22 protein-coding genes and 2 pseudogenes are annotated in these 22,671 nt (G+C 69.0%); 12 read left to right on the forward strand and 12 right to left on the reverse strand.

Translation table 11 applies throughout. The features are described from left to right. Position 1: 1 nt before the first annotated feature. Entirely contained in the window at positions 2 to 532 is a 531-nt protein-coding gene (locus AC2YHJ_RS02935; protein ID WP_487393845.1) for a hypothetical protein, read from the reverse strand. Positions 533 to 674: 142 nt separating this feature from the next. On the opposite strand from AC2YHJ_RS02935, the gene AC2YHJ_RS02940 reads away from it, so the two are divergent. Both AC2YHJ_RS02940 and AC2YHJ_RS02945 read left to right on the forward strand, forming a co-directional pair. Next, positions 675 to 920 carry a hypothetical protein gene (locus AC2YHJ_RS02940; protein WP_487393846.1) on the forward strand — a complete coding sequence of 82 codons (246 nt, stop codon included), beginning with the start codon at positions 675 to 677 and terminating at the stop codon, positions 918 to 920. Between the two features lie 6 nt (positions 921 to 926). Then, positions 927 to 4,175: an error-prone DNA polymerase gene (locus AC2YHJ_RS02945; protein ID WP_487393848.1), complete on the forward strand. Its 3,249-nt coding sequence runs from the start codon at positions 927 to 929 to the stop codon at positions 4,173 to 4,175. 119 nt (positions 4,176 to 4,294) lie between these two features. Here AC2YHJ_RS02945 and AC2YHJ_RS02950 read toward each other — a convergent pair whose 3' ends face one another. Both AC2YHJ_RS02950 and AC2YHJ_RS02955 read right to left on the reverse strand, forming a co-directional pair. Beyond that, on the reverse strand, positions 4,295 to 4,762 hold the full coding sequence (locus tag AC2YHJ_RS02950) for a hypothetical protein (protein WP_487393849.1): 468 nt from the start codon (positions 4,760 to 4,762) through the stop codon (positions 4,295 to 4,297). A gap of 138 nt (positions 4,763 to 4,900) precedes the next feature. Continuing rightward, positions 4,901 to 5,377 (reverse strand): annotated as a pseudogene (locus AC2YHJ_RS02955) (integrase core domain-containing protein); the annotation flags it as partial. Positions 5,378 to 5,617: 240 nt separating this feature from the next. On the opposite strand from AC2YHJ_RS02955, the gene AC2YHJ_RS02960 reads away from it, so the two are divergent. The 7 genes and pseudogenes from AC2YHJ_RS02960 to AC2YHJ_RS02990 all read left to right on the forward strand — a co-directional run. Further along, positions 5,618 to 5,959 carry a hypothetical protein gene (locus AC2YHJ_RS02960; RefSeq protein WP_487393850.1) on the forward strand — a complete coding sequence of 114 codons (342 nt, stop codon included), beginning with the start codon at positions 5,618 to 5,620 and terminating at the stop codon, positions 5,957 to 5,959. Between the two features lie 599 nt (positions 5,960 to 6,558). Further along, positions 6,559 to 7,995: a Rossmann-fold NAD(P)-binding domain-containing protein gene (locus AC2YHJ_RS02965; protein WP_487393851.1), complete on the forward strand. Its 1,437-nt coding sequence runs from the start codon at positions 6,559 to 6,561 to the stop codon at positions 7,993 to 7,995. Between the two features lie 142 nt (positions 7,996 to 8,137). Further along, positions 8,138 to 8,344, forward strand: a complete 207-nt coding sequence (locus tag AC2YHJ_RS02970; RefSeq protein WP_487393852.1) for a hypothetical protein — start codon at positions 8,138 to 8,140, stop codon at positions 8,342 to 8,344. Then, positions 8,341 to 8,547 carry a MerR family transcriptional regulator gene (locus AC2YHJ_RS02975; RefSeq protein ID WP_487393853.1) on the forward strand — a complete coding sequence of 69 codons (207 nt, stop codon included), beginning with the start codon at positions 8,341 to 8,343 and terminating at the stop codon, positions 8,545 to 8,547. Before AC2YHJ_RS02970 ends, AC2YHJ_RS02975 begins: the two co-directional genes overlap by 4 nt. A 116-nt stretch (positions 8,548 to 8,663) precedes the next feature. Next, positions 8,664 to 10,577 carry a hypothetical protein gene (locus AC2YHJ_RS02980; protein ID WP_487393854.1) on the forward strand — a complete coding sequence of 638 codons (1,914 nt, stop codon included), beginning with the start codon at positions 8,664 to 8,666 and terminating at the stop codon, positions 10,575 to 10,577. Then, the gene (locus tag AC2YHJ_RS02985; protein ID WP_487393855.1) at positions 10,574 to 11,734 is read left to right on the forward strand and encodes a hypothetical protein; all 1,161 of its coding nucleotides are present in this window, start codon (positions 10,574 to 10,576) and stop codon (positions 11,732 to 11,734) included. Before AC2YHJ_RS02980 ends, AC2YHJ_RS02985 begins: the two co-directional genes overlap by 4 nt. Then, positions 11,731 to 12,807, forward strand: a pseudogene (locus AC2YHJ_RS02990) (recombinase family protein); the annotation flags it as partial. The gene AC2YHJ_RS02985 and the pseudogene AC2YHJ_RS02990, both read left to right, overlap by 4 nt. Positions 12,808 to 12,828: 21 nt before the next feature. Here AC2YHJ_RS02990 and AC2YHJ_RS02995 read toward each other — a convergent pair. The 7 genes from AC2YHJ_RS02995 to AC2YHJ_RS03025 form a co-directional block, all read right to left on the reverse strand. After that, positions 12,829 to 13,260 (reverse strand): hypothetical protein, encoded by a 432-nt coding sequence (locus tag AC2YHJ_RS02995; protein WP_487393856.1) that lies wholly within the window; start codon positions 13,258 to 13,260, stop codon positions 12,829 to 12,831. A gap of 126 nt (positions 13,261 to 13,386) precedes the next feature. After that, entirely contained in the window at positions 13,387 to 14,592 is a 1,206-nt protein-coding gene (locus tag AC2YHJ_RS03000; RefSeq protein WP_487393908.1) for a molybdopterin molybdotransferase MoeA, read from the reverse strand. Between the two features lies 1 nt (position 14,593). Continuing rightward, positions 14,594 to 15,064 carry a cyclic pyranopterin monophosphate synthase MoaC gene (gene moaC, locus AC2YHJ_RS03005; protein WP_487393857.1) on the reverse strand — a complete coding sequence of 157 codons (471 nt, stop codon included), beginning with the start codon at positions 15,062 to 15,064 and terminating at the stop codon, positions 14,594 to 14,596. A gap of 10 nt (positions 15,065 to 15,074) precedes the next feature. Beyond that, positions 15,075 to 15,914 carry an indole-3-glycerol phosphate synthase TrpC gene (gene trpC, locus AC2YHJ_RS03010; RefSeq protein WP_487393858.1) on the reverse strand — a complete coding sequence of 280 codons (840 nt, stop codon included), beginning with the start codon at positions 15,912 to 15,914 and terminating at the stop codon, positions 15,075 to 15,077. Next, positions 15,911 to 16,936: an anthranilate phosphoribosyltransferase gene (gene trpD, locus AC2YHJ_RS03015; RefSeq protein ID WP_487393859.1), complete on the reverse strand. Its 1,026-nt coding sequence runs from the start codon at positions 16,934 to 16,936 to the stop codon at positions 15,911 to 15,913. The genes trpC and trpD overlap by 4 nt, the downstream gene beginning before the upstream one ends. 4 nt (positions 16,937 to 16,940) lie before the next feature. Beyond that, positions 16,941 to 17,540: an anthranilate synthase component II gene (locus AC2YHJ_RS03020; protein WP_487393860.1), complete on the reverse strand. Its 600-nt coding sequence runs from the start codon at positions 17,538 to 17,540 to the stop codon at positions 16,941 to 16,943. A 214-nt stretch (positions 17,541 to 17,754) separates the two neighbouring features. Further along, the gene (locus AC2YHJ_RS03025; protein ID WP_487393861.1) at positions 17,755 to 19,152 is read right to left on the reverse strand and encodes a hypothetical protein; all 1,398 of its coding nucleotides are present in this window, start codon (positions 19,150 to 19,152) and stop codon (positions 17,755 to 17,757) included. A gap of 72 nt (positions 19,153 to 19,224) precedes the next feature. Here AC2YHJ_RS03025 and AC2YHJ_RS03030 point away from each other — a divergent pair, with 72 nt between their 5' ends. The 3 genes from AC2YHJ_RS03030 to AC2YHJ_RS03040 are packed head-to-tail and all read left to right on the forward strand — an operon-like array spanning position 19,225 to position 21,637. After that, positions 19,225 to 20,241, forward strand: a complete 1,017-nt coding sequence (locus AC2YHJ_RS03030; protein WP_487393862.1) for a Bug family tripartite tricarboxylate transporter substrate binding protein — start codon at positions 19,225 to 19,227, stop codon at positions 20,239 to 20,241. After that, a complete protein-coding gene (locus AC2YHJ_RS03035) occupies positions 20,238 to 21,440 on the forward strand; it encodes a mandelate racemase/muconate lactonizing enzyme family protein (protein WP_487393863.1) in 1,203 nt (400 codons plus the stop codon). The genes AC2YHJ_RS03030 and AC2YHJ_RS03035 overlap by 4 nt, the downstream gene beginning before the upstream one ends. Continuing rightward, positions 21,437 to 21,637 carry a hypothetical protein gene (locus AC2YHJ_RS03040; protein WP_487393864.1) on the forward strand — a complete coding sequence of 67 codons (201 nt, stop codon included), beginning with the start codon at positions 21,437 to 21,439 and terminating at the stop codon, positions 21,635 to 21,637. Before AC2YHJ_RS03035 ends, AC2YHJ_RS03040 begins: the two co-directional genes overlap by 4 nt. Positions 21,638 to 21,748: 111 nt before the next feature. Here the strand turns inward: AC2YHJ_RS03040 and AC2YHJ_RS03045 are convergent, their stop codons facing one another. Further along, positions 21,749 to 22,192 carry an RES family NAD+ phosphorylase gene (locus AC2YHJ_RS03045; RefSeq protein ID WP_487393865.1) on the reverse strand — a complete coding sequence of 148 codons (444 nt, stop codon included), beginning with the start codon at positions 22,190 to 22,192 and terminating at the stop codon, positions 21,749 to 21,751. A gap of 16 nt (positions 22,193 to 22,208) precedes the next feature. After that, positions 22,209 to 22,652, reverse strand: coding sequence for an antitoxin Xre/MbcA/ParS toxin-binding domain-containing protein (locus AC2YHJ_RS03050; protein WP_487393867.1), 444 nt, complete (start codon positions 22,650 to 22,652; stop codon positions 22,209 to 22,211). Between the last annotated feature and the right edge of the window lie 19 nt (positions 22,653 to 22,671).

Genomic DNA, 22,671 nt, shown 5'->3' on the forward strand with positions numbered 1-22,671 from the left:
CCTAGCGGGGAAGTGGTTTGGTGCCGTCTTGAAGGAACGTCTCAGTTTGAATCGTAAGAAGTTCCGCGCCGTCCCACGCGGCAACGCCTGTCACCACGATCCAGCCGTTGAGAATTTGCTCGGCCGTCCAACCTGCTTCGATGAGTTTGAGCACGGCTTCGGATGCAAACCGCCGCCCGAGGTTCCGCTGTAGCTCCCGGTCGTCGATGGGATCGGTGCCGGGTATGGCCCCCTCGCCATTCCACGGCGCGCCCGCCTCCGTGAGATCGGTCAGCGCGGCCATAGCTGGCACGACGGCAGCATTGCATGCGTGTGTGGACGCCGCGAACAGTAAAACCTGGCCGCGGTCCCTATTGGCTTTCGTGGCAAGCGCATCGGCAACCGCTGCTGTCACAGCACCGAGTTTGGCAACGATGCCTTTCAGCGGCGGCGCAGTCAGGTCCGCTGCCGCCAGGCCAACCAGATGGCCGTCCAATGTCGCCGCGATGGCGCTCGCCATCTCGCTCTGCGACGGACGTGCTGCGTCGAGCATCTTATCTCTCCTACCTGCTGAGGCGCCGCGGATCGGGCCGTCGGTGATGGCGATCCGGCGGAGAGCACCAGCGCGATTTCGGCCGGTGCGCCATCCATACGATGTTCTTGATTCGTTCGCAAGTGTCCGGCATCGTCCGGCCATGTCCGCCGACCCCCTCGCCATCCCGCCCATCCCCGCCGCGACGCCCTCCCTGGCTCCGGCCAGCCCAACGGAGGTCGCGGAATCCCTGGCCTACGCCCTGCGCTTCGACGAGCGTGGCCGGCCCCGGTCCGGCGGGTGGGAGTTCGCCGCGGCCATTGCCGCAGAACGGCTGGTCGAACACCTCGACCGTGCCGGCTTCGTCGTGCTCAAGCGCCGGACGGGCCTGCCGCACAGCGCCGGGTAGCCCGCCATGACGGCCTGCCCTGGCTTCGCCGAGTTGTGCGCGAGGAGCAACTTCAGCCTCCTCGACGGCGCCTCGCATCCGGCCGAGCTGGTCTCCACCGCTGCGGAGCTTGGCCTCGCCGGCATCGGTGTCTGCGACACCAACACCCTGGCCGGCGTGGTGCAGGCGCATGTCGCCGCCAAGGAACTGGGCCTGCCCTTCGCGGTGGGTTCCCGGGTGCTCGTGGACGACGGTACCGAATACCTGGTCTGGCCCACGGACCGCGCCTCCTACGGCCGGCTGACCGCGCTCCTCTCCCGCGGCCGCATGGCTGCCCCAAAGGGCGAGTGCCGGATCAGCCGCGCCGGCCTGATCAGCGCCGCGCAGGGCTCCGTGGTGGCCCTGATGACGCCCGCTATCGTCTCGGCCGAGTTCCAGGCCCGCCTGCGCACTGACGCCGAGGCCCTGCGGGACCGCCTGCCGCTGCCGCTGCATTGCGCCGTGTCATGCTTCAAGGACGGTGGCGTCCAGCGCCGGCTCGATGGCGCCGCCGCCTGCGGCGTGCCGCTGCTGGCCACGACGGCGCCGCGCTACCACGAGGCGTCTCGCCGGCGCCTCGCCGATGTGCTGACGGCGATCCGCCTGCGCACGACCGTCGATGAGATCGGCTTCGCCGCCGAGCCCAACTCGCACCGCCGGCTAAAGACGCCGGCGGAGGTGGCGGCGCTGTGCCATCGCCATCCCGGGGCCCTGGCGTCGTCCCTGCGCATTCTTGAGGCCACCCGCGGCTTCAGCCTCGACCAACTCCGCTACGAATACCCGGAGGAGGTGCTGGAACCCGGTCGCACGGCGCAGGAAACGCTTGTCGCGCGCGTCGCCGAGGCCCTGGCGGCCCGGTGGCCCGCCGGCGTGTCGGACGACATCGCCGGTCGCCTTGAGCATGAGTTGCGGCTGATCGAGCAACTGGGCTACGCGCCCTACTTCCTGACGGTGCATGAGATCGTCCGCTTCGCGCGGAGCAAGGGCATCCTCTGCCAGGGCCGCGGCAGCGCCGCCAACTCCGCCGTCTGCTACGTCCTCGGCATCACCGCCGTCGATCCCGCCAAGCACGACCTGCTGTTCGAGCGCTTCGTCTCGGCCTCCCGCGGCGAGCCGCCCGACATCGACGTGGATTTCGAGCACGAGCGGCGCGAGGAGGTGATCCAGCACATCTACGACCGCTATGGCCGTGACCGCGCCGCCATCGTCGCTACCGTGATCCGCTACCGGTCCCGTAGCGCCGTGCGCGAGGTGGGCAAGGCCATGGGCCTCTCGGAAGACGTGACGGCCAAGCTGGCAAAATCAGTTTGGGGGCCGGGTTCCGACGAGCCGCTTGCGGAGATCGCCGCCGCGGCCGGCCTGGACACCGAAGATCGACGGCTGACGATGACGCTGGAACTGGCCGAGGAGATCCAGAACTTCCCGCGTCACCTGGCAACCCATGTCGGCGGCTTCGTCATCACCCGCGGGCCGCTGATCGAGTTGGCCGTCGTATCCAATGCGGCAATGGAGGGCCGCACCGTCCTGGAATGGGACAAGGACGACGTTGAAGCCCTCGGCATTCTCAAGGTCGATGTGCTTGGCCTGGGTATGCTGTCCTGCCTGCGTCGCGGCTTCGACCTGCTGCGCGCACACCGACACGTCGTGCTCGACCTCGCCAGTGTGCCGAAGGACGACCCTGCCACCTATGCCATGCTGCGTCGGGCGGACAGCCTCGGCGTGTTCCAGGTGGAGAGCCGGGCCCAGATGGCCATGCTGCCGCGGCTGCGGCCCAAGGAGTTCTACGATCTGGTCGTGCAAGTCGCGATCGTGCGGCCCGGCCCGATCCAGGGCGACATGGTCCATCCCTACATCCGCCGCCGATGGGGTCTCGAGCAGCCCGAATATCCGGGTCCCTCGCCGGAGCATGGCCCGCCGGACGAACTCAAGGCAGTTTTGGGCCGGACCCTCGGCGTGCCGCTGTTCCAGGAGCAGGCCATGCGGCTCGCCATCGTCGCAGCGAAGTTCGAGCCCGACGAGGCCGACGCGCTCCGCCGGGCCATGGCGACCTTCAAGTACACCCAAGGGGTCGGTGCCTACCGGGACCGCCTGGTCGGCGGCATGGTTCGCCGCGGCTACTCGGCGGAGATGGCCGAGCGGGTCTTCAAGCAGATCGAAGGGTTCGGCAGCTACGGCTTCCCGGAGAGCCATGCCGCCTCCTTCGCGCACCTCGTCTACGCGTCATCCTGGCTGAAGTGCCATCACCCGGCGGTCTTTGCCTGTGCGCTGCTCAACAGCCAGCCGATGGGGTTCTACGCGCCGGCGCAGATCGTGCGTGACGCGCGGGAGCATGGCGTCGTGGTGCAACCGGTCTGCGTCAACGCCAGCGAGTGGGATTGCAGCCTGGAACCCGATCCCCGCAGCGCAGATCAGCACGCCATGCGGCTTGGGCTGCGCATGGTGTCTGGCTTGGCCGAAGAGGCTGGCCGGAACCTGGTGAAGGCGCGGATGGCGCGCAACGGCGCGCCGTTCGGCTCGGTGGAAGAAGCGGCGATGCGCGCGGGCCTCGATCGCCGTGCCATTGAGGCGCTCGCCGGTGCCGATGCGTTTGCCGCGCTGGGCCTCGGCCGCCGCGAGGTAGGATGGAACGCCGCGGCGGTGGACGTTCGCATGCCGACCGACTTGCCGCTGTTCGGCGCTGCGATGGCATCCGATCAGCCGGAGACGCGAGCGCTGATTCCGGAACCGGCTCCAACCCTGCCGGCGATGCAGGAGGGCGAAGCGATCGGTCGCGACTACACCTCCATGAGCCTGACGCTGCGCCGGCATCCCCTCGCACTGCTCCGGCCGATCCTGAGCCGTCTACGCTGCGATGATACGCGGACCCTCGCACGCGCTCCGGCGGGCCGGCGCCTGCGCATCCCCGGCCTGGTGCTGATGCGTCAGCAGCCGATGACGGCGAAGGGCGTGATCTTCGTGACGATCGAGGATGAGCACGGCCAGGCCAATGTCGTGGTCTACACGCACATTGCCGAACGGGATCGCGTGCCTCTCCTGACTTCGGGGTTGATGGCGGTGGATGGCCGGGTGGAGCGCGAGGACCAGCACTCGGAGGTGCCGATCATCCACTTGGTCGCGTCGCGGCTGATCGACCGGTCGGATCTACTGCGGCGCGTAATGACCATGGGCGAGGACGGGGCGGAGGGCGCGGAGCCCGTTCCACCGCCGCGGATGCCGGCGACGCGGGACTTTCGATGACCAACTGCCCCTAGTTGCGCGGATGCTGGCTCGATGGCCGGACGATGCGTAGACACGGCGCGAGTACAGACTGCGCAGCCTCTCGGACGCGGGGCGGGTAGAGTGTCTGCCCCTGAACTCTATGCCTCGCCCAAAGCCGACAATGTCCTTTTCGCCTGCTCCACTACCTCTGGTGGCATCTCGGCGGCAAAATCGATCGCAATTTGTTCATACGAACAGTCTAGGCGATTACATTCCAGAAGTGCTCTAAGTCCTTCCGTGACCTTGCCAGTCTTGACGGTTTTAACGACTGCCTCTTTTGCGCCGTGACGCCGAATATCGCGCTCCGTATAGCCGGCGGCCTGGTTTCTACCGTGTTTCAGCTTGAGAAATTCCCGATAAACACGCACCGATTCGGCAACCCGGCTTTCGATCGTGACGCCACCCAATCGAAGTGCGAGCGATGCAGCGACTTCAACCTCGACAATCCGCTTGCGCGCGGCCTCAGCGATGGCCGGATCTCGCTCCAGGTTGGTCTTGCGGCACGTTTGAAGCCAGGCGACATCAGAGGAACGTGCAATGGCTCGGAATATTGGGCTGTCGTTCATCGTCTCATTCTGAGCCAAACGCTGCGACCTGCGCCAGAATGCTGTACGAAATGCGGCACTGACCTGCCCCCGATCGAGGATCCACGGGCTATGAGGGAGTTGGCCCCATTGGTCCTGCCCTCTTCTGTGGTCCGGGGGTTAAGCAACTTCTCGGGTGTTTTGAGCCTGCTCGGCGAACGCCCGCGGGGTCAAGTTCCGCAGTGACCCATGCGGCCGTTCCTCATTGTATTCGTGTCGCTCGGCTTCCAGGCGCTCCGGTGCGTCTGCCAGCGACAGGAACCACGAGGCATTCAGGCATTCGGCTCGCAGCCGGCTGTTGAACGCCTCTATGTGCGCATTTTCGGTGGGTTTGCCGGCACGCGAGGAGTCGATCGCCACGCCGTTCAGGTGGGCCGACTGGTCCAGCATTCGTCCGGAAAACTCCGGCCCGCTGTCCACCTTCAACGTCGTCGGCGGGCCACGTTCGCACGCCAGGCGATCCAGTTCCTGCACCACGTCGAACGCCCGGAAGCTCACTCTCGGTACGATCGAGAGCGCCTCTCGCGTATGGGCATCGAGCACCGCCAAGACGCGGATCGGTCGGCCGTCGAACAACTGGTCGGCGACGAAGTCCAACTCGGTCTCGGCAACTCGTTGGAATCACCCCCGACGCGGTCACCGAATCCACATTCCGATACCGCTCAGTGACAGCCTCTTAGACTTTCCGAAGGTATTCAGACTATATTTTATTATCGAACTATTTAAATTGAAATGAGATTTACTATATTGTTGATGCTGATCTTGTTCATTGCAGGTCAGCGAAGCGTTCGCCTTGACGGGTTTGGACGCCCTCCTCTCCAACAATCAGGACATCACATGACCAAAGGGACACCTATCCCTCGCGGGAACTCGCTCGCGGAGATCTTTGATGCGGCTCGCGCACTTGCCGCGCTCGACGAAGTGGTGCGCGACCTCCGGGGCATCGCCGACTGGAGTGTCCAGGAGCATGTGCTCCGGCGCTCCAACGAGGCGGACGACCCGCAAGCCGCGCTCATCGCCTGGGAAGGTCTTTCGACCGGCCTCAGGGCGGCGGTCGAGGCTCTCGAGAAGGCCAATGGCCAGCTCGGCGGCCTCTCCCGCCGCATCCTCCGCGAACTCGCCATCGGCACGACGATTCTGAGCCGCTTTGCCGAGGGTGCGGAGGTACCGAAGCAGTAACAGACAGCGCCCCGTCGGAGTGATCCGGCGGGGCGCTCGTCGTTTGTGGTCCTGACAGAGCGCTGATGATGTTTGTTGCCCTATCCGCGAGCCAGCGATGTCCTGGCCTCGGCCATCATCGGCGACACGCGCGACGATTTTCGGCGGCAGGATCCGCGTGCCGCGGCGTGCGGGGCATGCGAGGCAGATGCCACGGCGCGAAGGGCCCTTTGTGGGCCGATCGCGCCGGACCCTGCCCGCATGGTCGGCGAGAGACGGCAGCGTGCGAAGCAGTCCGGTACTGTGGGGATGGCGGCATTTACCGGAAGGGCACCGCGCAGGCTTGATGCCCATGGCCGCCCGGGGACGCAGGCAGTCCTCGTGAAGAAGCAAGCCTTCCGCGCGGCCGCCTCCTGGGCCGTGCGGGCCCACAGGCGACGGGCCGGCTCCGCCGGAACACGGATGCTGAGGGCAGCGGGATCACCCTGCGATGGGCGCGGGGATGGTCCCGCTTTGCCCTGGCTCAGAGCCTCACCACCAGACCATCGGTAAGATCAATAAGCAGTAGCGCCTGGTCAATGATCTGCGTGTCGCATGATGCGAATCGGGTGAGGGTGAGCATGGCCAAGGATGTCGATATCGACAGCGAGCGGAGCAGCAAGCGCGCGAAGGGTAAGCGTGACGCTCGGCCTTCACGCGTAGCGCCCGACACGCCTCCCACGGACTACGCGGACATCGCGCTGAGGCATCTCGACACGACGGCGGCGGCGGCCGACCTCCGTGGTCTCGCGAAGCACCTGGCCCGAATGGACGTGAGCGAGCGGGTGGGAGGCAAGGGTTCGACCGCCAAGCGGATCCTCGATGGCGCCTCGAAAGCGGCAGCGCAGGCCGTGCAGGCGCTGCGCAAGGTCGATCTGCTGGCCAGTATCGACGCGCTGGGCCGCCCCGCCTTGTCGGAAGCCGAGCCTGACGGCATCCAGGCTGCGATCGCCGTCGAACACCGCCTGCACCGTCTCCGATGGCTCGACGCCACGGCCGTTGCGCTCGACCGGCTCGCCGAGGGCCTGGCGGTCTCGGCTCAGGCGGTCCCGCGCCTTGAGCGAGCCCGCCCGAGACGGTCGCGCGTATTCGACATCGCGCTGGAAGCGTTGGAAGGGACGTGGTGGCAATATCGGACGGAGGTGCCGACGCAGTCGACGTCGAAGGGTCAGTTCATGGCGTTCGCCCTGGACGTGCTGACGAACGAGCCCTGCTCATTCGCCAAGGGATCGGTTTCCAAGGCTGTACGAGCCTACCTGAAGGATAAGGACCGCCCCGCGCTCAAAGCGACCGGCGAGGCCACGCCGGCACGACCGGCGTCCCGGTCCGTGCTGGTCATCGGCGCAGACAATCCCGTGCTGCGGGCGTTGGTCCGTCTCCATGCCGAGGCCGACGATCGTGTGATTGCGACGGCGCCGGCTGATCGGATCGCTGCCGTGCAGGCTGAGCTCGGTGGTGGCATCACGGTAGCGCCCCTGTCCCTGACCCGCATGCCGCGCGAGGAGGAACTCGCGCAGCTCGGTGAGGGGCCGCTCGATCTGCTCGTGATCGGGGGGCTGACGGGCCGCTACGGCGTCATCGATCCACCGGGCCCGGAGGACTTCGAACAGGTGGATTCGGCGGGCTGGGCTCAGACAGCCCTCAATGTCCCACGCGTCCTCCAGGCGATCATGCAGGGGCTGCGCGAGCGGCTCGTGCTGCGCGAGGGCGGCAAGATCGTGGTCATCACCTCACGCCTGGCCAGTGCCTCTCACGGCAGGCTGCTTGGCGGATATACGGCTGCGCCGGCCTATGCCGCGATCAACATGCTGGTGTCGCTGTGGGCCCGCGATCTTGGGCGGGTCGGCCTCACCGTGGTCGAGATGCACGCCGGCTGGGGACGGCGCGAAGATGGGACGTCGAACCGCCATACCCTGCCGGCAAGCACCGCACGCGTGATGCGAGAGACGATCGAGCGCCTGGGCGCGCGCGAGCAGGGCCAACTCGTCGATCTGCACGGCAGCCTGGAGCCCCGGTGAACGCCGCCGCCACGTGATTCTTGTCTCACCGCAAAGCCAGGACTGAGCTGGCTTTGCGCGATACCGACGTCACCGTCGCGCATTTTCGGCGGCAGGCCTCTGGTGCATCGGTGCCGCCGCATGCGTAGTGCCTGGGGTCGCCATGAGCGACCCACGCCATCACGGCCAGGCCCCCGGCCCGGCCACCGCCGCCGACCAGGCTGACGCGTCCCTCGACGCCAAGCTGATTGCGCTCGATGCAGCGTTGGGCCGCGCCGCCGCCCGCAGCCTCTTTGCCCGGGCGATGGCCGACTGTGCCGGTGTCCCTGCGACGAACCCGCCCGTCGTCGCGCCGAAGGCCGGCCGATGAGCGCGCCCGGCGATCATGCTGGCCTGGCCCGGCTGCTCAAGGCCCCCGAGGTCGCGAAGATCTTCGGTGTCGATCCCCGCACGCTGTGGAACTGGGAGCAGGACGAGATCCTGGTCCCGGCCACCCGCATCAACAGCCATCGCTACTACCGCCGCGAAGACGTCGAGCGGCTGCTCAATCATGGGCGGCGGGAGTCGCCGTGATTACAGATATCAATCCAGTATTCTTCGAGACGGCATCCAATACAATTCGCGGTTATGACAATAACCGTCTTGAAGAATTTCCGACTATTTCCTACCATCACCAACGGAGGCTCTCGATGAACATGATGGCTCCCGGGCTCTCCCTGCCCAAACCCCTTGTCACCCCCGCCGCCGCCAAGGGCCTGACCGCCCTTGCCGTTGCCGGCCTGAAAGCGATCCGCAAGAAGGGCGCAGAGCGCCCCGCCATTCCCGGCATCATCGATGGGTGGACCGACATCGGGCCGGCTCGACAACGCGATCTCAAGACCGCCGTCTGGCTGCTCGCTCGCGCCAGCGGCGCCGAGCTGGCCCAGATCCCGTTCACGGCTCGCTCCGTGCGCGAGATCATGTCGCGCACGACGCCGGCGGCGTGCCGACTCCGCGACAGTAGTTTCGCGGCCTATCGCGGGCACCTCCGCTACATCCTCAAGCGCCTCGATCTGCTGGCCGACCGCCGCCGGGCGGGTGGCGCGCTGCTGCCGGCCTGGGCACCCTTGCTCGAGGCCCTGGTCGACAAGATCGCCTGGCTGCGGCTCAAGGCGTTCGTCGGGTTCTGCTCGGATCGCGGGCTCGACCCTCCGGCGGTGAACGATGCCGTTCTCGCCGCGTACCTGGCGCATCTGCAGGAGTGCGATATCCGGGGATCGGCGCGCGACAACGTCCGCCGCGTCGCCAAGGGCTGGAATCATGCCGCCGGCACGGTTGCCGGATGGCCGGCGACCAGGCTGACCGCACCGGCGGCCGAGCCGCGTCAGTACTCGCTGCCGTTCGAGAGCTATCCCGCCTCGCTCCAGGCCGATGTCGAGGCGTTCCGCAAGCGCATGACCCGCGGCTCCGGTGACGACCTGTTCGAGAACGAGGACGGCCCGGACGAAGCGCTGCGCCCGTCAAGCGTCCGGACACGCATGGACGCGCTGCGCCTCGCACTCGCGGCGCTGGTGCACAGCGGCACGCCGCCCGAGGGCATCTCCGACCTGGCCATGGTGGCCCAGCCCGGGAACCTGAAGCGCATCCTGAACTGGCACTTCCTTCGCGCCGGCAAGCGTAAGGGGGCCCAGCTCGGAATCATCTCCGACACCCTGCGCGTCGTGGCGAAGTACCATGCCCGCCTGGAGGGCGATGCGCTCAGGAGGGCGCTGAATCTCCTCCGCCAGGCCAAGCCGAAGCGGCAGAAGCGCATGACCGACCGGAACATGCGGCTGTTGGCGGAACTAGAGGATCCCGGCCGCCGCGCGGCCATCCTGCACCTGCCGCGCCAGCTGATGAGGATCGCTCAAGAGCAGCGCACAGGGTGGATCGATCCGCGCGGCGTGGAGCATCCGCCACGGCTGCTCGAGGCAGCGCGCACGGCGGCAATCGCCGTGGCGATCGAGATCGAGCTGCACTGCCCGATCAGGATCAAGAACCTCGCGAACCTCCGCCTGGGATATGACCTCGTGAAGCTCGACAGCCGGCGGCGCAGCTATACGCATGTCCGCATCGTCGCCGATGCGGTCAAGAACGATATCGCCATCGAATGGGCCCTCGACCGCGACACGGCGGCGGTGCTGGAGGAGTACATCCGCCACTACCGGCCCCTGTTGCCCAATGCCGACAGCGACTGGCTGTTTCCGTCCAAGACATACACCGACCAGCCGCGCCACAAGGGCAGCCTTGGCAATTCGATCAGCCTTGCCATCCACAGGAACGTTGGCGTGCGGATGTCCACCCATCAGTTCCGCGCGCTGGCCGGTGCGTTCATCCTCGGCGCGAACCCCCATGCGATCGAGGATCTGCGCCTCGTGCTCGGGCACACGACCTTCGATACCTCGATGCGGTTCTACGCCTCCTGGGCGCCCAAGGGGGCTTTTGCACGGCTCTCCGGGGTGATCACGACGGAGCGCCGGGGTACCCGACTCACCGCCGATGCGCTGTTCGCCAAGCGCAACCGCGGGGCGATGCCGCCGCTGCTGCCGGGCGTGGCCGCCCGCAAGCGGGGGCGCCGCCAGTGACGCGGGTCCGCATCTGGTCCGTTGGTCTGCCTGACTGGCCGGCCAAGGACCGGGCAGTCTGGGAGCGGGCATTCACGCCGGCCGACAGCCTGTTCGACGAAGACGACGGCAAGGTCCCTCATGAACTCGGTGCTTCTGCCTGCCGGAAAATCCGCGAGGCCTATGGGTTCTGGCTGCATTACCTCATGCGGTGCGGCGAGCTTGATGCGCAGGCCTCCCCCGCAGCCCGCGTGACGCGGACCCGGCTCGATGGCTGGATGGCCGACCAACGCGCGCGGGGGAATGGCAGCACCACACTCTATGGGCGGCTGCGCGACCTGCACCGCAGCCTCAGCCTGATGGATCCCAACGTTGATGTCGGGTTCATCCTCCGGCCCGGCGGACGCTCGCTCCGCCGCCTGCTGAAGCCAAAGCCGCGCTGGTGCGAAATCCGCGACTCCCGCGAACTCCTGGCCCGCGCCCTCGAGTTGTTCCGAGCAGGCTGCGAGGGCCGGGGCTACGCCAGGGGACAGGTGGCGCTGCGCGATGCGGCGCTGCTCGGTCTGCTCGCCGCACATGGGCCGCGCATCCGCTCCGTCGGCGCCATGGAGATCGGCGAGCATATCGTCCGCACGGATGCCGGATATCGTGTGCACTTCGGCGAGAAGGACATCAAGACGAAGGTGCTCATGACCTACGACCTGCACCCTGAGCTCGTTCCCGTGTTCGACCGCTACATCTCCGCGGTCCGGTCCAGCCTGGCCGGCAGCGCGTCCAGCGCCGCGCTCTGGATCGGCACCAGGGGCAAGGCGCTGTCGGCGAACGACCTCGGCAAGATGGTCCGCTGGCGGACCAAGGCCTGGTTCGGGCGCGAGCAGGGGCCGCACTGGTTCCGGAAATGCCTGCGCACCACGGCCTCGTTCATTTCGCCAGAGGCGGCCCTCGACGCCGGTGTCGCTCTCGGCCACAGCCCGGGCGTCTCCATCACGCACTACCTCAAGTCCCGCGCGACCGAGACGCTGCGCCGGCACGGCGGCCTGATCACCCGCCTGCGCAAGGAGACCTGGTCGCTGGCCGCCTCGGTCTATGGCTGGCGGGACAGCGTCCCGGCAGCGGGGACATCGCGCCCGCGACGCACGGCCGCCGCCGCGAAGAGAGTCCGGAGGAAAGTGCCATGACGACCCGCTGCCTGCTCTATGCGCGGTTCTCGAGCGACCTGCAGAGCGCCGCCTCGATCGAGGACCAGTTCCGGATCTGTCGCGAGCGCGCCGAGCGCGAAGGCTGGACGATCGTCGCGTCGTTCTCGGACGCGGCGATCTCGGGCAGCACGCTACTGCGGCCCGGCTACCAGGCCTTGCTCGAGGCCATGCGGGCCGCCAAGGCCGACATCGTCCTGGCCGAGAGCCTCGACCGGTTCAGCCGCGATCTCGAGCATGTCGCCGCCTTCTACAAGCAGGCGATGTTCTGCGGCGTGAAGATCGTCACCCTGGCCGACAATGACATCTCGGATCTGCATGTCGGTCTCAAGGGCACCATGAACGCCCTGTATCTCAAGGATCTGGCCGCCAAGACCCATCGCGGTCAGGAGGGCCGGGCGCGCAAGGGCTTCGCGTTCGGCGCACCGCCCTATGGCTATCGCAAGGTCCGCCAACTGGATGAGAGGGGTGAACCCGTACTGGGTCGACGCGTCGTCGATCCCGTCAATGCCAGTGTCGTTCGCCGGATCTTTGATGACTACGTCGCCGGCCACAGCCCCCGCGCGATCGCTGTAGCACTGAACGCGGAAGGTATCCCCGGCCCGGCCGGCCCCTGGTACGACACCACCATCCGTGGGCGGCCGAAGCGCGGCGACGGCATGCTGCGCAACCCGATCTATGTTGGCCGGCTGCGCTGGAACCACAGCTACCTCATGCGCGACCCGCTGGATGGCCGGCTTGTCCGCCGCCTCCATGCTCGGGAGGAGGTGGTGGAAGCCGAGGTCCCCGAACTGCGCATCATCGATGACACAGTATGGGAGCGCGCCCAGGCACGCCTGACGAAGGAGGCCGCATCGACGTCGGCGCAGGAGGTTGCCGGGTTCTGGGAGCGGCGGAGAGCGAAGCACCTGCTGACCGGGAAGGTGGTGTGTGCCACTTGCGGTGGTCAGTTCGCAGCGTTGGGGAGGGATTACCTCGGCTGCCAACGCGCACGGCGCGGAAAGAGCTGTGGGAATACGCGTATGGTGCGGCGGCGGCGGCTCGAGGCGATGGTGATCGAGGCGCTCGGCAGCCGACTAATGCGATCCGATCGCGTGGCGGCCTTTTGCAAGGCCTTCATCGAGGAGTGGAACCGGGCCCAGTCGGAAGCCTCCGCAGGAGCCGAGGGCCACCGGCGCGAATTGCAGGGGATCCAGCGGAAGCTCGACAACCTGGTGGAGGCCATCGCCGAGGGTGTCCGCGCGCCCGGCGTGCAGCGCAAGCTCGAGGAGCTGGAGGCGCGCCGCGAGCAACTCAAGGCCGCGTTGGAAGGGCAGTCGGCGGTGCCGCCGGTCCTGCATCCCAACCTGGCCGAGATCTATGCCCGCCGGGTCGCGGTGCTCCGGGATGCCATCGAGAGCCGGAACGATCCCGAGGTCCTGGAAGCGGCCCGCGCGCTCATCGACAAGGTCATCGTCAGCCCCGGGCAGGGGCCGGACGACCCGCCGGAGATCGAACTGGTGGGTCACCTCGTCGGCATGCTGCGGGCCGGCGGCGCCGTTCTGGCCACGGAGGATGCCGCCGTCGGCGACGCCCTCAAAGCCTTGACCTCAGGTTCGGTAAAGAGGGATGCAGGGGGCGGCGCCCCTCCATTCTCACACCCCGAGTTCTCCCAGCAGGATCGCTTCCACCTCCGCCCCCGCCGGCAGCGCGGGCGCATAGGGTGCCCGCAACACCAGCGCATCCGCTCGCGCGAGCGTCGCGAGCATCGAGGAGTCCTGTGTCTTCGCCGGCAGCGCGACCATCCGGCCGTTCGCGTCGACGGACAGTGTCGCGCGCAGGTGGTCCGCGCGCTTGTCGTTCTCCGCCAGTGCCACGCCGGTCAGCACCCGCCGCGTCGGCACCGCCGCGCCCGGCAGGCCGGACAACTTGGCGATTGCCGGGATCAGGAACACCACGCCGCAGACCAGCGCGGAGACCGGGTTGCCCGGCAGTCCCAGCACGGGCGTCCGCCCCAGCCTGCCCCAGATCAGCGGCTTGCCCGGCCGCATGGCGATCTTCCAGAAGCCGAGCTCGAAACCCTCGCCGCCGAGCGCGGACTGGATCAGGTCGTGCTCGCCCACGCTTGCCCCGCCGGTCGTCACCAGCAGGTCGAAGGCATGGGCGGTGGCGGCGACCTCGGCGATGGCGTTGGTGTCGTCGGGCGCGATGGGCAGCACGACCGGATCGCCGCCATTCGCGCGGATCAGCGCGGCGAGCGCGTGCGCGTTCGACGACACGATGCCGCCGGGTGGGATGGGATCGCCGGGCAGGGCGATCTCGTCGCCGGTCGCCAGGATGCCGATGCGCGGGCGGCGATGCACCGCGAGCCAGGGATTGTTCGACGCCGCCGCAAGTCCGATGTCGCGTGCGGTCAGCTTCCGCCCGGGCGGCAGCACCTCCGCCCCCTCGGCGAAGTCCAGGCCGCGCCGGCGGATATGCCGGCCTGCCGCAACCGTCTCGTTGACGCGCACGCTGCCTTCGGTGGCGGTCGCGTCTTCCTGAAGCAGGATGGCGTCCGCACCATCGGGCACGAAGCCGCCGGTGAAGATGCGCACGGCCTGACCAGTGCCGACCGTGCCGGCAAAAGGCCGCCCGGCCGGTGCGGCGCCGATCACGGCAAGCGTCGCGCCCTCGGCCGCATCCGCCGCGCGCACCGCATAGCCATCCATGGCCGACACATCCGCCGGCGGCTGCGTCAGCCGCGCCGTCAGCCCGCGCGCCAGCACGCGGCCGGCACCCTCGGACAGCGCGACCGTCTCAGCGGCGGTGGGTACCAGGGTGGCGAGGATGCGCGCGCGCGCCTCATCGACCGGCAGCAGGTCACTCGCCATGGAACTCGCCCGACTTGCCGCCGGCCTTGTGGACCAGGCGGACATCCTCGATGCGCATGCCGCGATCGACGGCCTTCACCATGTCATAGACGGTCAGCGCGGCGACGGTCACCGCCGTCAGCGCCTCCATCTCCACGCCGGTCTTCCCGCTCAGCTTCACGGTCGCCTCGATCGCGACGGCGTTCTCGCCCTCGGGTTCGAGGTCCACCGTGACCTTCGAGATCATGAGCGGATGGCAGAGCGGGATCAGCTCCGAGGTCTTCTTCGCCGCCATGATGCCGGCGATGCGCGCCACGCCCAGCACATCGCCCTTGCCGGCGCGGCCTTCGCGGATCAGCGCGAGGGTGGCCGGTTCCATCACGATCCGCCCGCGCGCGGTGGCGGTGCGCGACGTCTCGTCCTTGGCCGAGACATCGACCATCGCGGCACGCCCGGCCGCGTCGAAATGCGTCAGTGCCATGGCGTCGCGCTCAGCGCGCGTCCACCAGCGTCCGCGCGGCGACGGTGACGTCGGGCTGGCGCATCAGATGCTCGCCGACCAGGATGCAATGCGCCCCGGCCGTCGCCATGCGCCGCACATCGACCGGCGTGCGGATGCCGCTCTCGGCCACCGGCAGGCGGTCGGCGGGGACCAGCGGGGCCAGTTCCTCGGTCAGGCCGATATCGGTCGTCAGGCTGCGCAGGTCACGGTTGTTGATGCCGATCAGCCGCGTCTCCAGCCCCAGCGCGCGGTCCAACTCGCGCCGGTCATGGACCTCGGCCAGTACCGCCATGTCGAGCGAGCGGGCGATGTCCTCCAGTTCACTGGCGCGGTCGTCGGACAGCGCGGACATGATCAGCAGGATCGCATCGGCACCCATGGCGCGGGCCTCGAAGACCTGCCAGGGGTGGATCATGAAGTCCTTGCGCAGCACGGGCAGGGAGCAGGCGGCGCGGGCGGCTTCCAGGTCCTCCCGCTTGCCCTGGAAATAGGGTCCGTCGGTCAGAATCGACAGGCAGGCCGCGCCGCCGGCCTCATAGGCCTTGGCCAGCGCCGGAGGATCGAAGGGGTCGCGGATCAGCCCGCCGGAGGGCGAGGCGCGCTTGATCTCGGCGATCAGTCCGGTGCGGCCCTCCCCAATGCGGTGGCACAGCGCGCCGATGAAGTCGCGCAGCTTCGGGGCATGGGCGGCGGCGCGCTCGATCTCCGCCTGCGGGGTGGCGGCCATGCGCTCGGCCACCTCCTTCTCCTTGTCCGCGAGGATGCGGACCAGCACGTCCGGAACCGAGGTGGTGTCCGTGGGCTGGGTGACGACGAGGGGGGCGTTCATGCTGCGGCGTCCTTGGGGGGGCAGGCGGCGCGGAGGCGGGTCAGTACGCCAAGCGCGGCACCGTCGTCTATGGCCTTGGCGGCAATGGCCGCGCCTTGACGCAGGTCAACGGCGCGGTCGGCCACGATCAGCGCCGCGGCGGCATTCAGCAGCACCACGTCGCGGTAAGCACCGGGCGCGCCCTTCAGCAGGGCCTCCAGCGCCGCGGCGTTCTGGGCGGGGTCGCCGCCCTTCACCGCCTCGGTCGGTGCGCGGGACAGGCCGGCATCCTCGGGTGTCACCGTGAATTCGCGGATCGACCCGTCGGCCTCAAGCGAGACCACCTGGCTCTCGCCGGCCAGCGTCAGCTCGTCGAGGCCCTGGCCATGCACCAGCCAGGCGCGCTCGGTCCCGAGGCGTGCGAGGGTCTCGGCCATCGGCCGCAGCCATTCCGGGGCGAAGGCGCCGGTCATCTGCCGCTTCACCCGGGCGGGGTTCGCCATGGGGCCGAGCAGGTTGAAGATGGTCCGCGTGCCGAGTTCCACCCGCGGCCCGGCCGCGTGGCGCATCGAGGCGTGGTGCCGCGGTGCCATCAGGAAGACCATGCCGGCCTCGGCGAGCACGGCGGGCAGCCGGTCGATCGGCACTTCCAGCGAAATGCCGAGTGCGGAGATCGCATCCGCCGCACCGGATTTCGACGACAGGTTCCGGTTGCCGTGCTTCGCCACCGGCACTCCCGCCCCCGCCACCACCATGGCGGTGGCGGTGGAGATGTTGAGCGTGCCCGCCCCGTCGCCGCCGGTGCCGACGATGTCCATCGCATCGGCCGGCGCGGTGATCGCCACCATGCGGGCGCGCATCGCACGTACGGCGCCGGTCATCTCGGCGACCGTCTCGCCGCGCACGCGCATCGCCATCAGCAATCCGGCGATCTGCGCGGGCGTGGCCTCGCCACCCATGATGATGCCGAAGGCCTCCTCGGCTTCGGCTTCCGCCAAGCGTTCGGCATTCGCCAGGCGCGCCAGTATCGGCTTGAGCGACATGGACTCAGGCCGCGGCGGGCGCGGCCATCCGGTCGCCGGCCAGCGTCAGGAAGTTGCGCAGCAGGTCGTGGCCATGGGCGGAGGCGATGCTCTCCGGATGGAACTGCACGCCCGAGATCGGCAGGTCGCGATGCTTCACGCCCATGACGATGCCGTCCTCGGTCCATGCCGTCACATCGAGGCAGTCCGGCATGGTCGCGCGATCGACGATCAGCGAGTGATACCGCGTGGCGGCGAAGGGGGAGGGGATGCCGGCGAAGACGTCCCGCCCGTCATGGTGCACCTGCCAGACCTTGCCGTGCACGGGTTCCGCCGCGCGGACCACCTGGCCGCCGAACGCCTGGCCGATCGCCTGGTGGCCGAGGCAGACGCCGAGCACCGGCAGCTTCACCTCGGCGGCCAGGGCGATTAGCGGCAGGCAGATGCCGGCTTCGTTCGGCGTGCAGGGACCGGGCGAGAGCACCACGGCCTCCGGCTTCATGGCGAGCACCCCCTGCGGGTCGATCGCGTCGTTCCGCCGCACTTCCACCTTGGCCCCGAGGTCCCCCAGGAAGTGGAAGAGGTTGAAGGTGAAGCTGTCGTAGTTGTCGATCAGGAGGATCATGAGGCGGATCGTTGGCCCCGCTGGCCGCCGAAATCAAGTCGGTCGGCCGGGGGGCTGCTGCCCGGCCCCGGAATGCGGCGCTGGTTGATGATCCGGCACCGGCCCGCACCCCCGCCCGGCCACCCATTCCAGGATATTGCCGGGGGTGGCCGGGCGGGGGTGCGGGCCGGTGCCGGACTTCCGAATGCGCCGAACGGCGCGTTCCGAAATGACCTCAGCGCGGGTCCCCGGCGAAGCTGGCGACCATCCGGTCCAGCTCCTCGGCGCTCATCCGCGGCCGCATCCGCAGCAGATGCATGGTGTCGATGGCGACCTCGGTCTTCCAGGCCTCGAAGATCGGGCCGTAGTAGCGGCGCTGCGGCCCCACATCGCGCAGCAGCAGCAGCGGCGGCGTGGTGCCGGGGCGGCGCAGCGTCTCGCGCGCGATGGCGAGCGCGCAGGCCACCCGGAAGCGCCCATCCACCAGCACGATGCCGGGCCAGATGCCTTCGGCCCGCAGCAACTCCCAGGGTGCCTCGGCGTAGCGCAGCCAGCTTTCGGCATTGCCGGTCGTGGGCATGCCCCAGCGGCCGGTCGGGCCGATATCCGCATGCAGGATGCTGAGCCGGCCGGCCTGCTCGGCGGCCTCCACATCGGCATCGGCGCGCGCGGCGTCGATCCAGGCGGCGTCGCTTTCGATCGCGACGACGCGCCTTGCGGGGGATCGCAGGGCCTCCCGCGTCGAACCGCCCATGCCCCATTCCAGGTAGCAGCCGAAGGGCTGCGCGATGGCGGCGCGGAAGGCCTCCGCCTCGGATGCCGTCATCGTCGGCCGGCCGAAGACCGGCCGCGTGGCGGGCTTCGGGGAGGACGCGACCGTCAGCGGCTTCGAGGCCCGCCAGCCCGGCGGCAGCGGCAGCGTCGCGACGGTCTCCGCCTTGGTCATGCGGATCCCGCGCGCATCGCGCAGGGCGAACCAGGCGGCGCGGCGCGCCTCGGGGCTCTGCAGCCGGTCGATCTCCCGGTAGCCGCCGGCCTTGGTGCGTGCCTCGGGGTTGCAGGCGGTGATCGCGTCGATCACCGCGAAGCGGCCGGACCAAGCGGCGCCAAGGACATGCCCGAACCACCAATCCACGCCCCAGTCGATCAGGCTGCCGTCATAGACGGCGAGGAAGGATGCGAGCTTGTCGCGGCGGAACAGCGGGCAGGTGACCTCGACGAAGTTGGTCAAGCGGATCTGGTCGCGCGTCTCGGTCGCCTTGGTCACCGGCCAGGTCACGCGGCTGCCCTCGGCATGGGCCGGCTGGCTCACCCACAGGTCGTAGATCGCGGCCAGGTCGAACAGACGCGGTATGTCGGCGGGGTCGATCTGGATGTCGTCATCGGGCAGCCAGACCTGGTCGTAGGATGACAGGTCGATCTCCCCGGCCTGCACCAGCGCGTGCAGGTTCTGCATCTTGCCGCCCTTGATGCGCCAGACCTTGGTGGCGATCTCGCGCAATTCGGCGAATCGCGTATCGTCGTCCCCGTAGAAGGCAACAAGCAGGTCGAACGCTGGCTCACCGCCGGGCGGCAGCCATTGGCGAACCGCATTGCGGTCCCCGGCACTGGTGAAGACGCAGCGTCGATGCAAGCAGGGGACCTTCAGGAGGGAATGATGACGCAGGCACTTTCGGGCGGTTTGCGCCGGGCAGCAACGATTGCGATGGCCAGGGGCGGCCTTGTTTCGTCGCCGCAATCCATCGCGCCGCGGCGCGGACGCGGCATCCTCGCACTTGGCCTCGCCGGCCTGCTCTCGCTGGCGGGCCTCGCCCCGGCGGCAGCGGCCGACCTGCCGGACCGCCCCATCCGCATCATCGTCCCCTTCACCCCGGGCGGGACCAGCGACATCGTCGCGCGCGTGCTGGCCGAGGCGGCAGGCCCACATTTGCCGCGCGGCGCGGTGATCGAGAACCGCGGCGGCGCCGGCGGCAACATTGGCATGGCGGAAGCCGCGCGCGGCACGGCGGATGGCAGCACGCTGGTGCAATGCGCCTTCGGCCCCTGCGGCGCCAATCCGGCGCTCTACGCCAATCCGGGCTACAACCTGCTGGCCGACTTCGCGCCCGTCATCCTGACCGGCGCGGTGCGCAACGTGATGACCGTGCGGCGGGAACTGCCGGCGCAGAACGTCCAGGAATTCCTCGCCCTCGCGCGGCGTGAGCCGCTGTCCTTCGCATCGTCGGGCGTCGGCGCGTCGAACCATCTCGGACCCGAGTTGCTGCGTTCGATCACCGGCATCGAAATGACGCATGTGCCCTATCGCGGATCGGGTCCGGCGATCACCGACCTCGTCGCCGGTCGCGTCGACGTGTTCTTCGACAACCTGCCCTCCATCCTGCCGCATATCCGCAGCGGTTCGGTGCGCGCCCTCGCGGCGGTGAGCGACACGCGTATCCCCGAGCTGCCGGACGTGCCGACCTTCGCCGAGCAGGGCGTGCAGGGCATGGCGATCGATTCGTGGTTCGGCTTCATGGCGCCGTCGCGCACGCCGCCGGCCGCCATTGCCGCACTCAACGCCGCCTTTGGCCGCGCCCTGCAGGACCCCGCCGTGCGCGCGCGCATGGCGGAACTGGGTGCCACGCCGTTGGGCGGCACGCCCGACCAGATGGGCGCCCATGTCCGTGCCGAGGCCGCACGCTGGGCCGAGGTTGTCCGTAAGCAGGGAATCCGCGCCGAATGAGCCGCATCACATCCATCCGCACCATCCGCATCGGCGAGCGGCCGAACCTGATCTGGGTGGAGATCACGACCGATGAGGGTCTGACCGGCCTTGGCGAGGCCTTCCGCGGCGCCGCGGCGGTGGAGGCGGTGATCCACGAGAGCGCCGCGCCGCTGCTGATCGGAAAGGATTCGCGCGACATCGAGGGCTTCTCCCGCGCGCTGCTCACGCCCTATGTCGGCTTCGGCGGATCCTCGGCCGAGGTGCGCGCGGCGTCCGCCATCGACATCGCGCTGTGGGACCTCAAGGGCCAGCGCCACGGCATTCCCGTGCATGAGGCGCTGGGCGGGCGGTCGCGCGACAGGGTGCGCAGCTACAACACCTGTGCCGGATACGACTACAACACGAAGTCGGCGCAGCGGCGCGACATCGGCTCGGCGGATGAATCGCGCGGGCCCTATGACGATCAAGTCGCCTTCATGCGCGACGCCGGCCAGCTTGCCGAAAGCCTTCTGTCCGAAGGCTTCAACGCCATGAAGATCTGGCCCTTCGACATCTACGCGCCCGCCACGCAGGGCGTGTCGATCACGCTGTCGGACCTGAAGAAGGGGCTGGAGCCCTTCGCCAAGATCCGCCGCGCGGTGGGCGACCGCATGGAGATCATGGCGGAGCTGCACTCGGTCTGGTCGCTGCCTGCCGCGCTGTCGATCTGCAAGGCGCTCGAGGAGTTCAACATCACCTGGGCGGAAGACCCGATCGCCAAGATGGACGACGTCGCCTCGCTCGCCGAGCTGCGCCGGGCCGTGCGCGTGCCGATCTGCGCGTCGGAGACGCTGGGCGGCAAGGTCGCCTTCCGTGACCTGCTGGTGGCGGGTGCGACGGACATCGTCATGCTCGACCTCGCCTGGTGCGGCGGGCTGACCGAGGCGCGCAAGATCGCCGCGCTGGCGGAGGCCTGGTCGCGGCCCGTGGCACCGCATGACTGCACCGGGCCGATCACGCTGATCGCCTCGGTCCACCTTGCCATGCACGCGCCGACCGCGATGTTCCAGGAAGTGGTGCGGGCGACGCTCGCCACCTGGTATCGCGACCTGGTGACGGTGCTGCCGAAGGTCGAACAGGGCTGGGTGCTGCCGATGCAGGGCCCGGGCCTGGGTTCGGCGCTGCTGCCGGCGGTGGCGAAGCGGGAGGATGCGATCCTGCGGACCAGCGGCGCATGATGGAGGCGCTGCCCCATCTTCCCCTGGCGCAGCCGCTGCTGCTCGTCGTGCTGGTGGTCGGTGGGCTGGCGCTGCGGCAGTGGGGGCGGGGCAGGGCGGCGCTGATCGGCACGATCCTGATCTGGCTGGCCTTGGCCCTGGCGCTGGTCTGGCTCGGGCTGAACATCCTGCTGATGCTGGAACTGATGCAGTCCTGACGGGGGCCGCGTCGCTCGCCGCGATGGCGGTGGCCGACTTGGCGCGCGGCCATCGCCATCGACCTTCCGCGCGCTGCCGCAACGGGTCAGCGGTTTGAGGACTGGCCCGCCCTACGGGCCGACGATCCCGAACAGCCGGGGATCCCATTCGACCCGCGCCGGGTCGCCCACCGCGATCCGCGCCGCGTCCGGATGTGCCGGGTTTATGAGGTAGTTCGCTTCCTCGGGCACGATGACCGAGGGCACGCGCAGCACGGCGGTCCGGCCGGAAACGGCCCATTCCGTGCCGGCCGCCATCGCCGTGGGGCTGTCGATCTCGCGCCAGGCTTCGGGCAGCGGGGTCAGGTCCTCGATCGCCACGGCGTCGGGAATGATCGCTGTCACCGCGTCGCGCGGCACGGCCATGTCGCCGCCCTGGACCAGCACCTCCAGCATCGACAGCGCCTTGCTCGACGCCGCGTAGATCACCGGCACGCCGACCGCGTTCCACCGGCCGCCCACCACGGCGGCACCGATGCCCGACCACACCGGATGCGCCGCGCGCGCGATCCGCACGACGCGAACCGGCATTTCAGGCGGGCAGGTCGTAGAGGATGTTCGCGAGCAGGCGCTCCACCTGCCGTGCGCCGATCTCGGTCTTCGCGAGTTCCAGCGGCGTGGTGCGGCCCAGCATCGGATGCGCCGTGGTCAGCCAGGCCACGCCCTTGTCCTGGTCGCCGAAGGCGCGTTCGGCGAGCGCGGTCAGCCGGGCGACGCGTTGCAGCCGCTCCCCGGCCGCGAGCGGCAGCGGCCCCGGCCGCTTCATCGTCGAGACCGAGGTGAAGAGTGCCGCGAAATCCTGGCTCGGCATGACATCGGCGTAGAGCCGCCCGAGATGCGCCACGGCGGCCTTGGGCACGCCGCCCAGGATGACCCTGTGCAGGTCCAGCATCGAATGCACGGGGGTCTTCAGCACGGGCTCGCCGCCCATGGTCTCGGCGATGGCGTGGGGGTCGATCAGGGCCGTGGCGCTCATGTGAGCCAAGATGGGGGCT

Source organism: Roseomonas sp. SRI_022 (genome assembly GCF_057586215.1).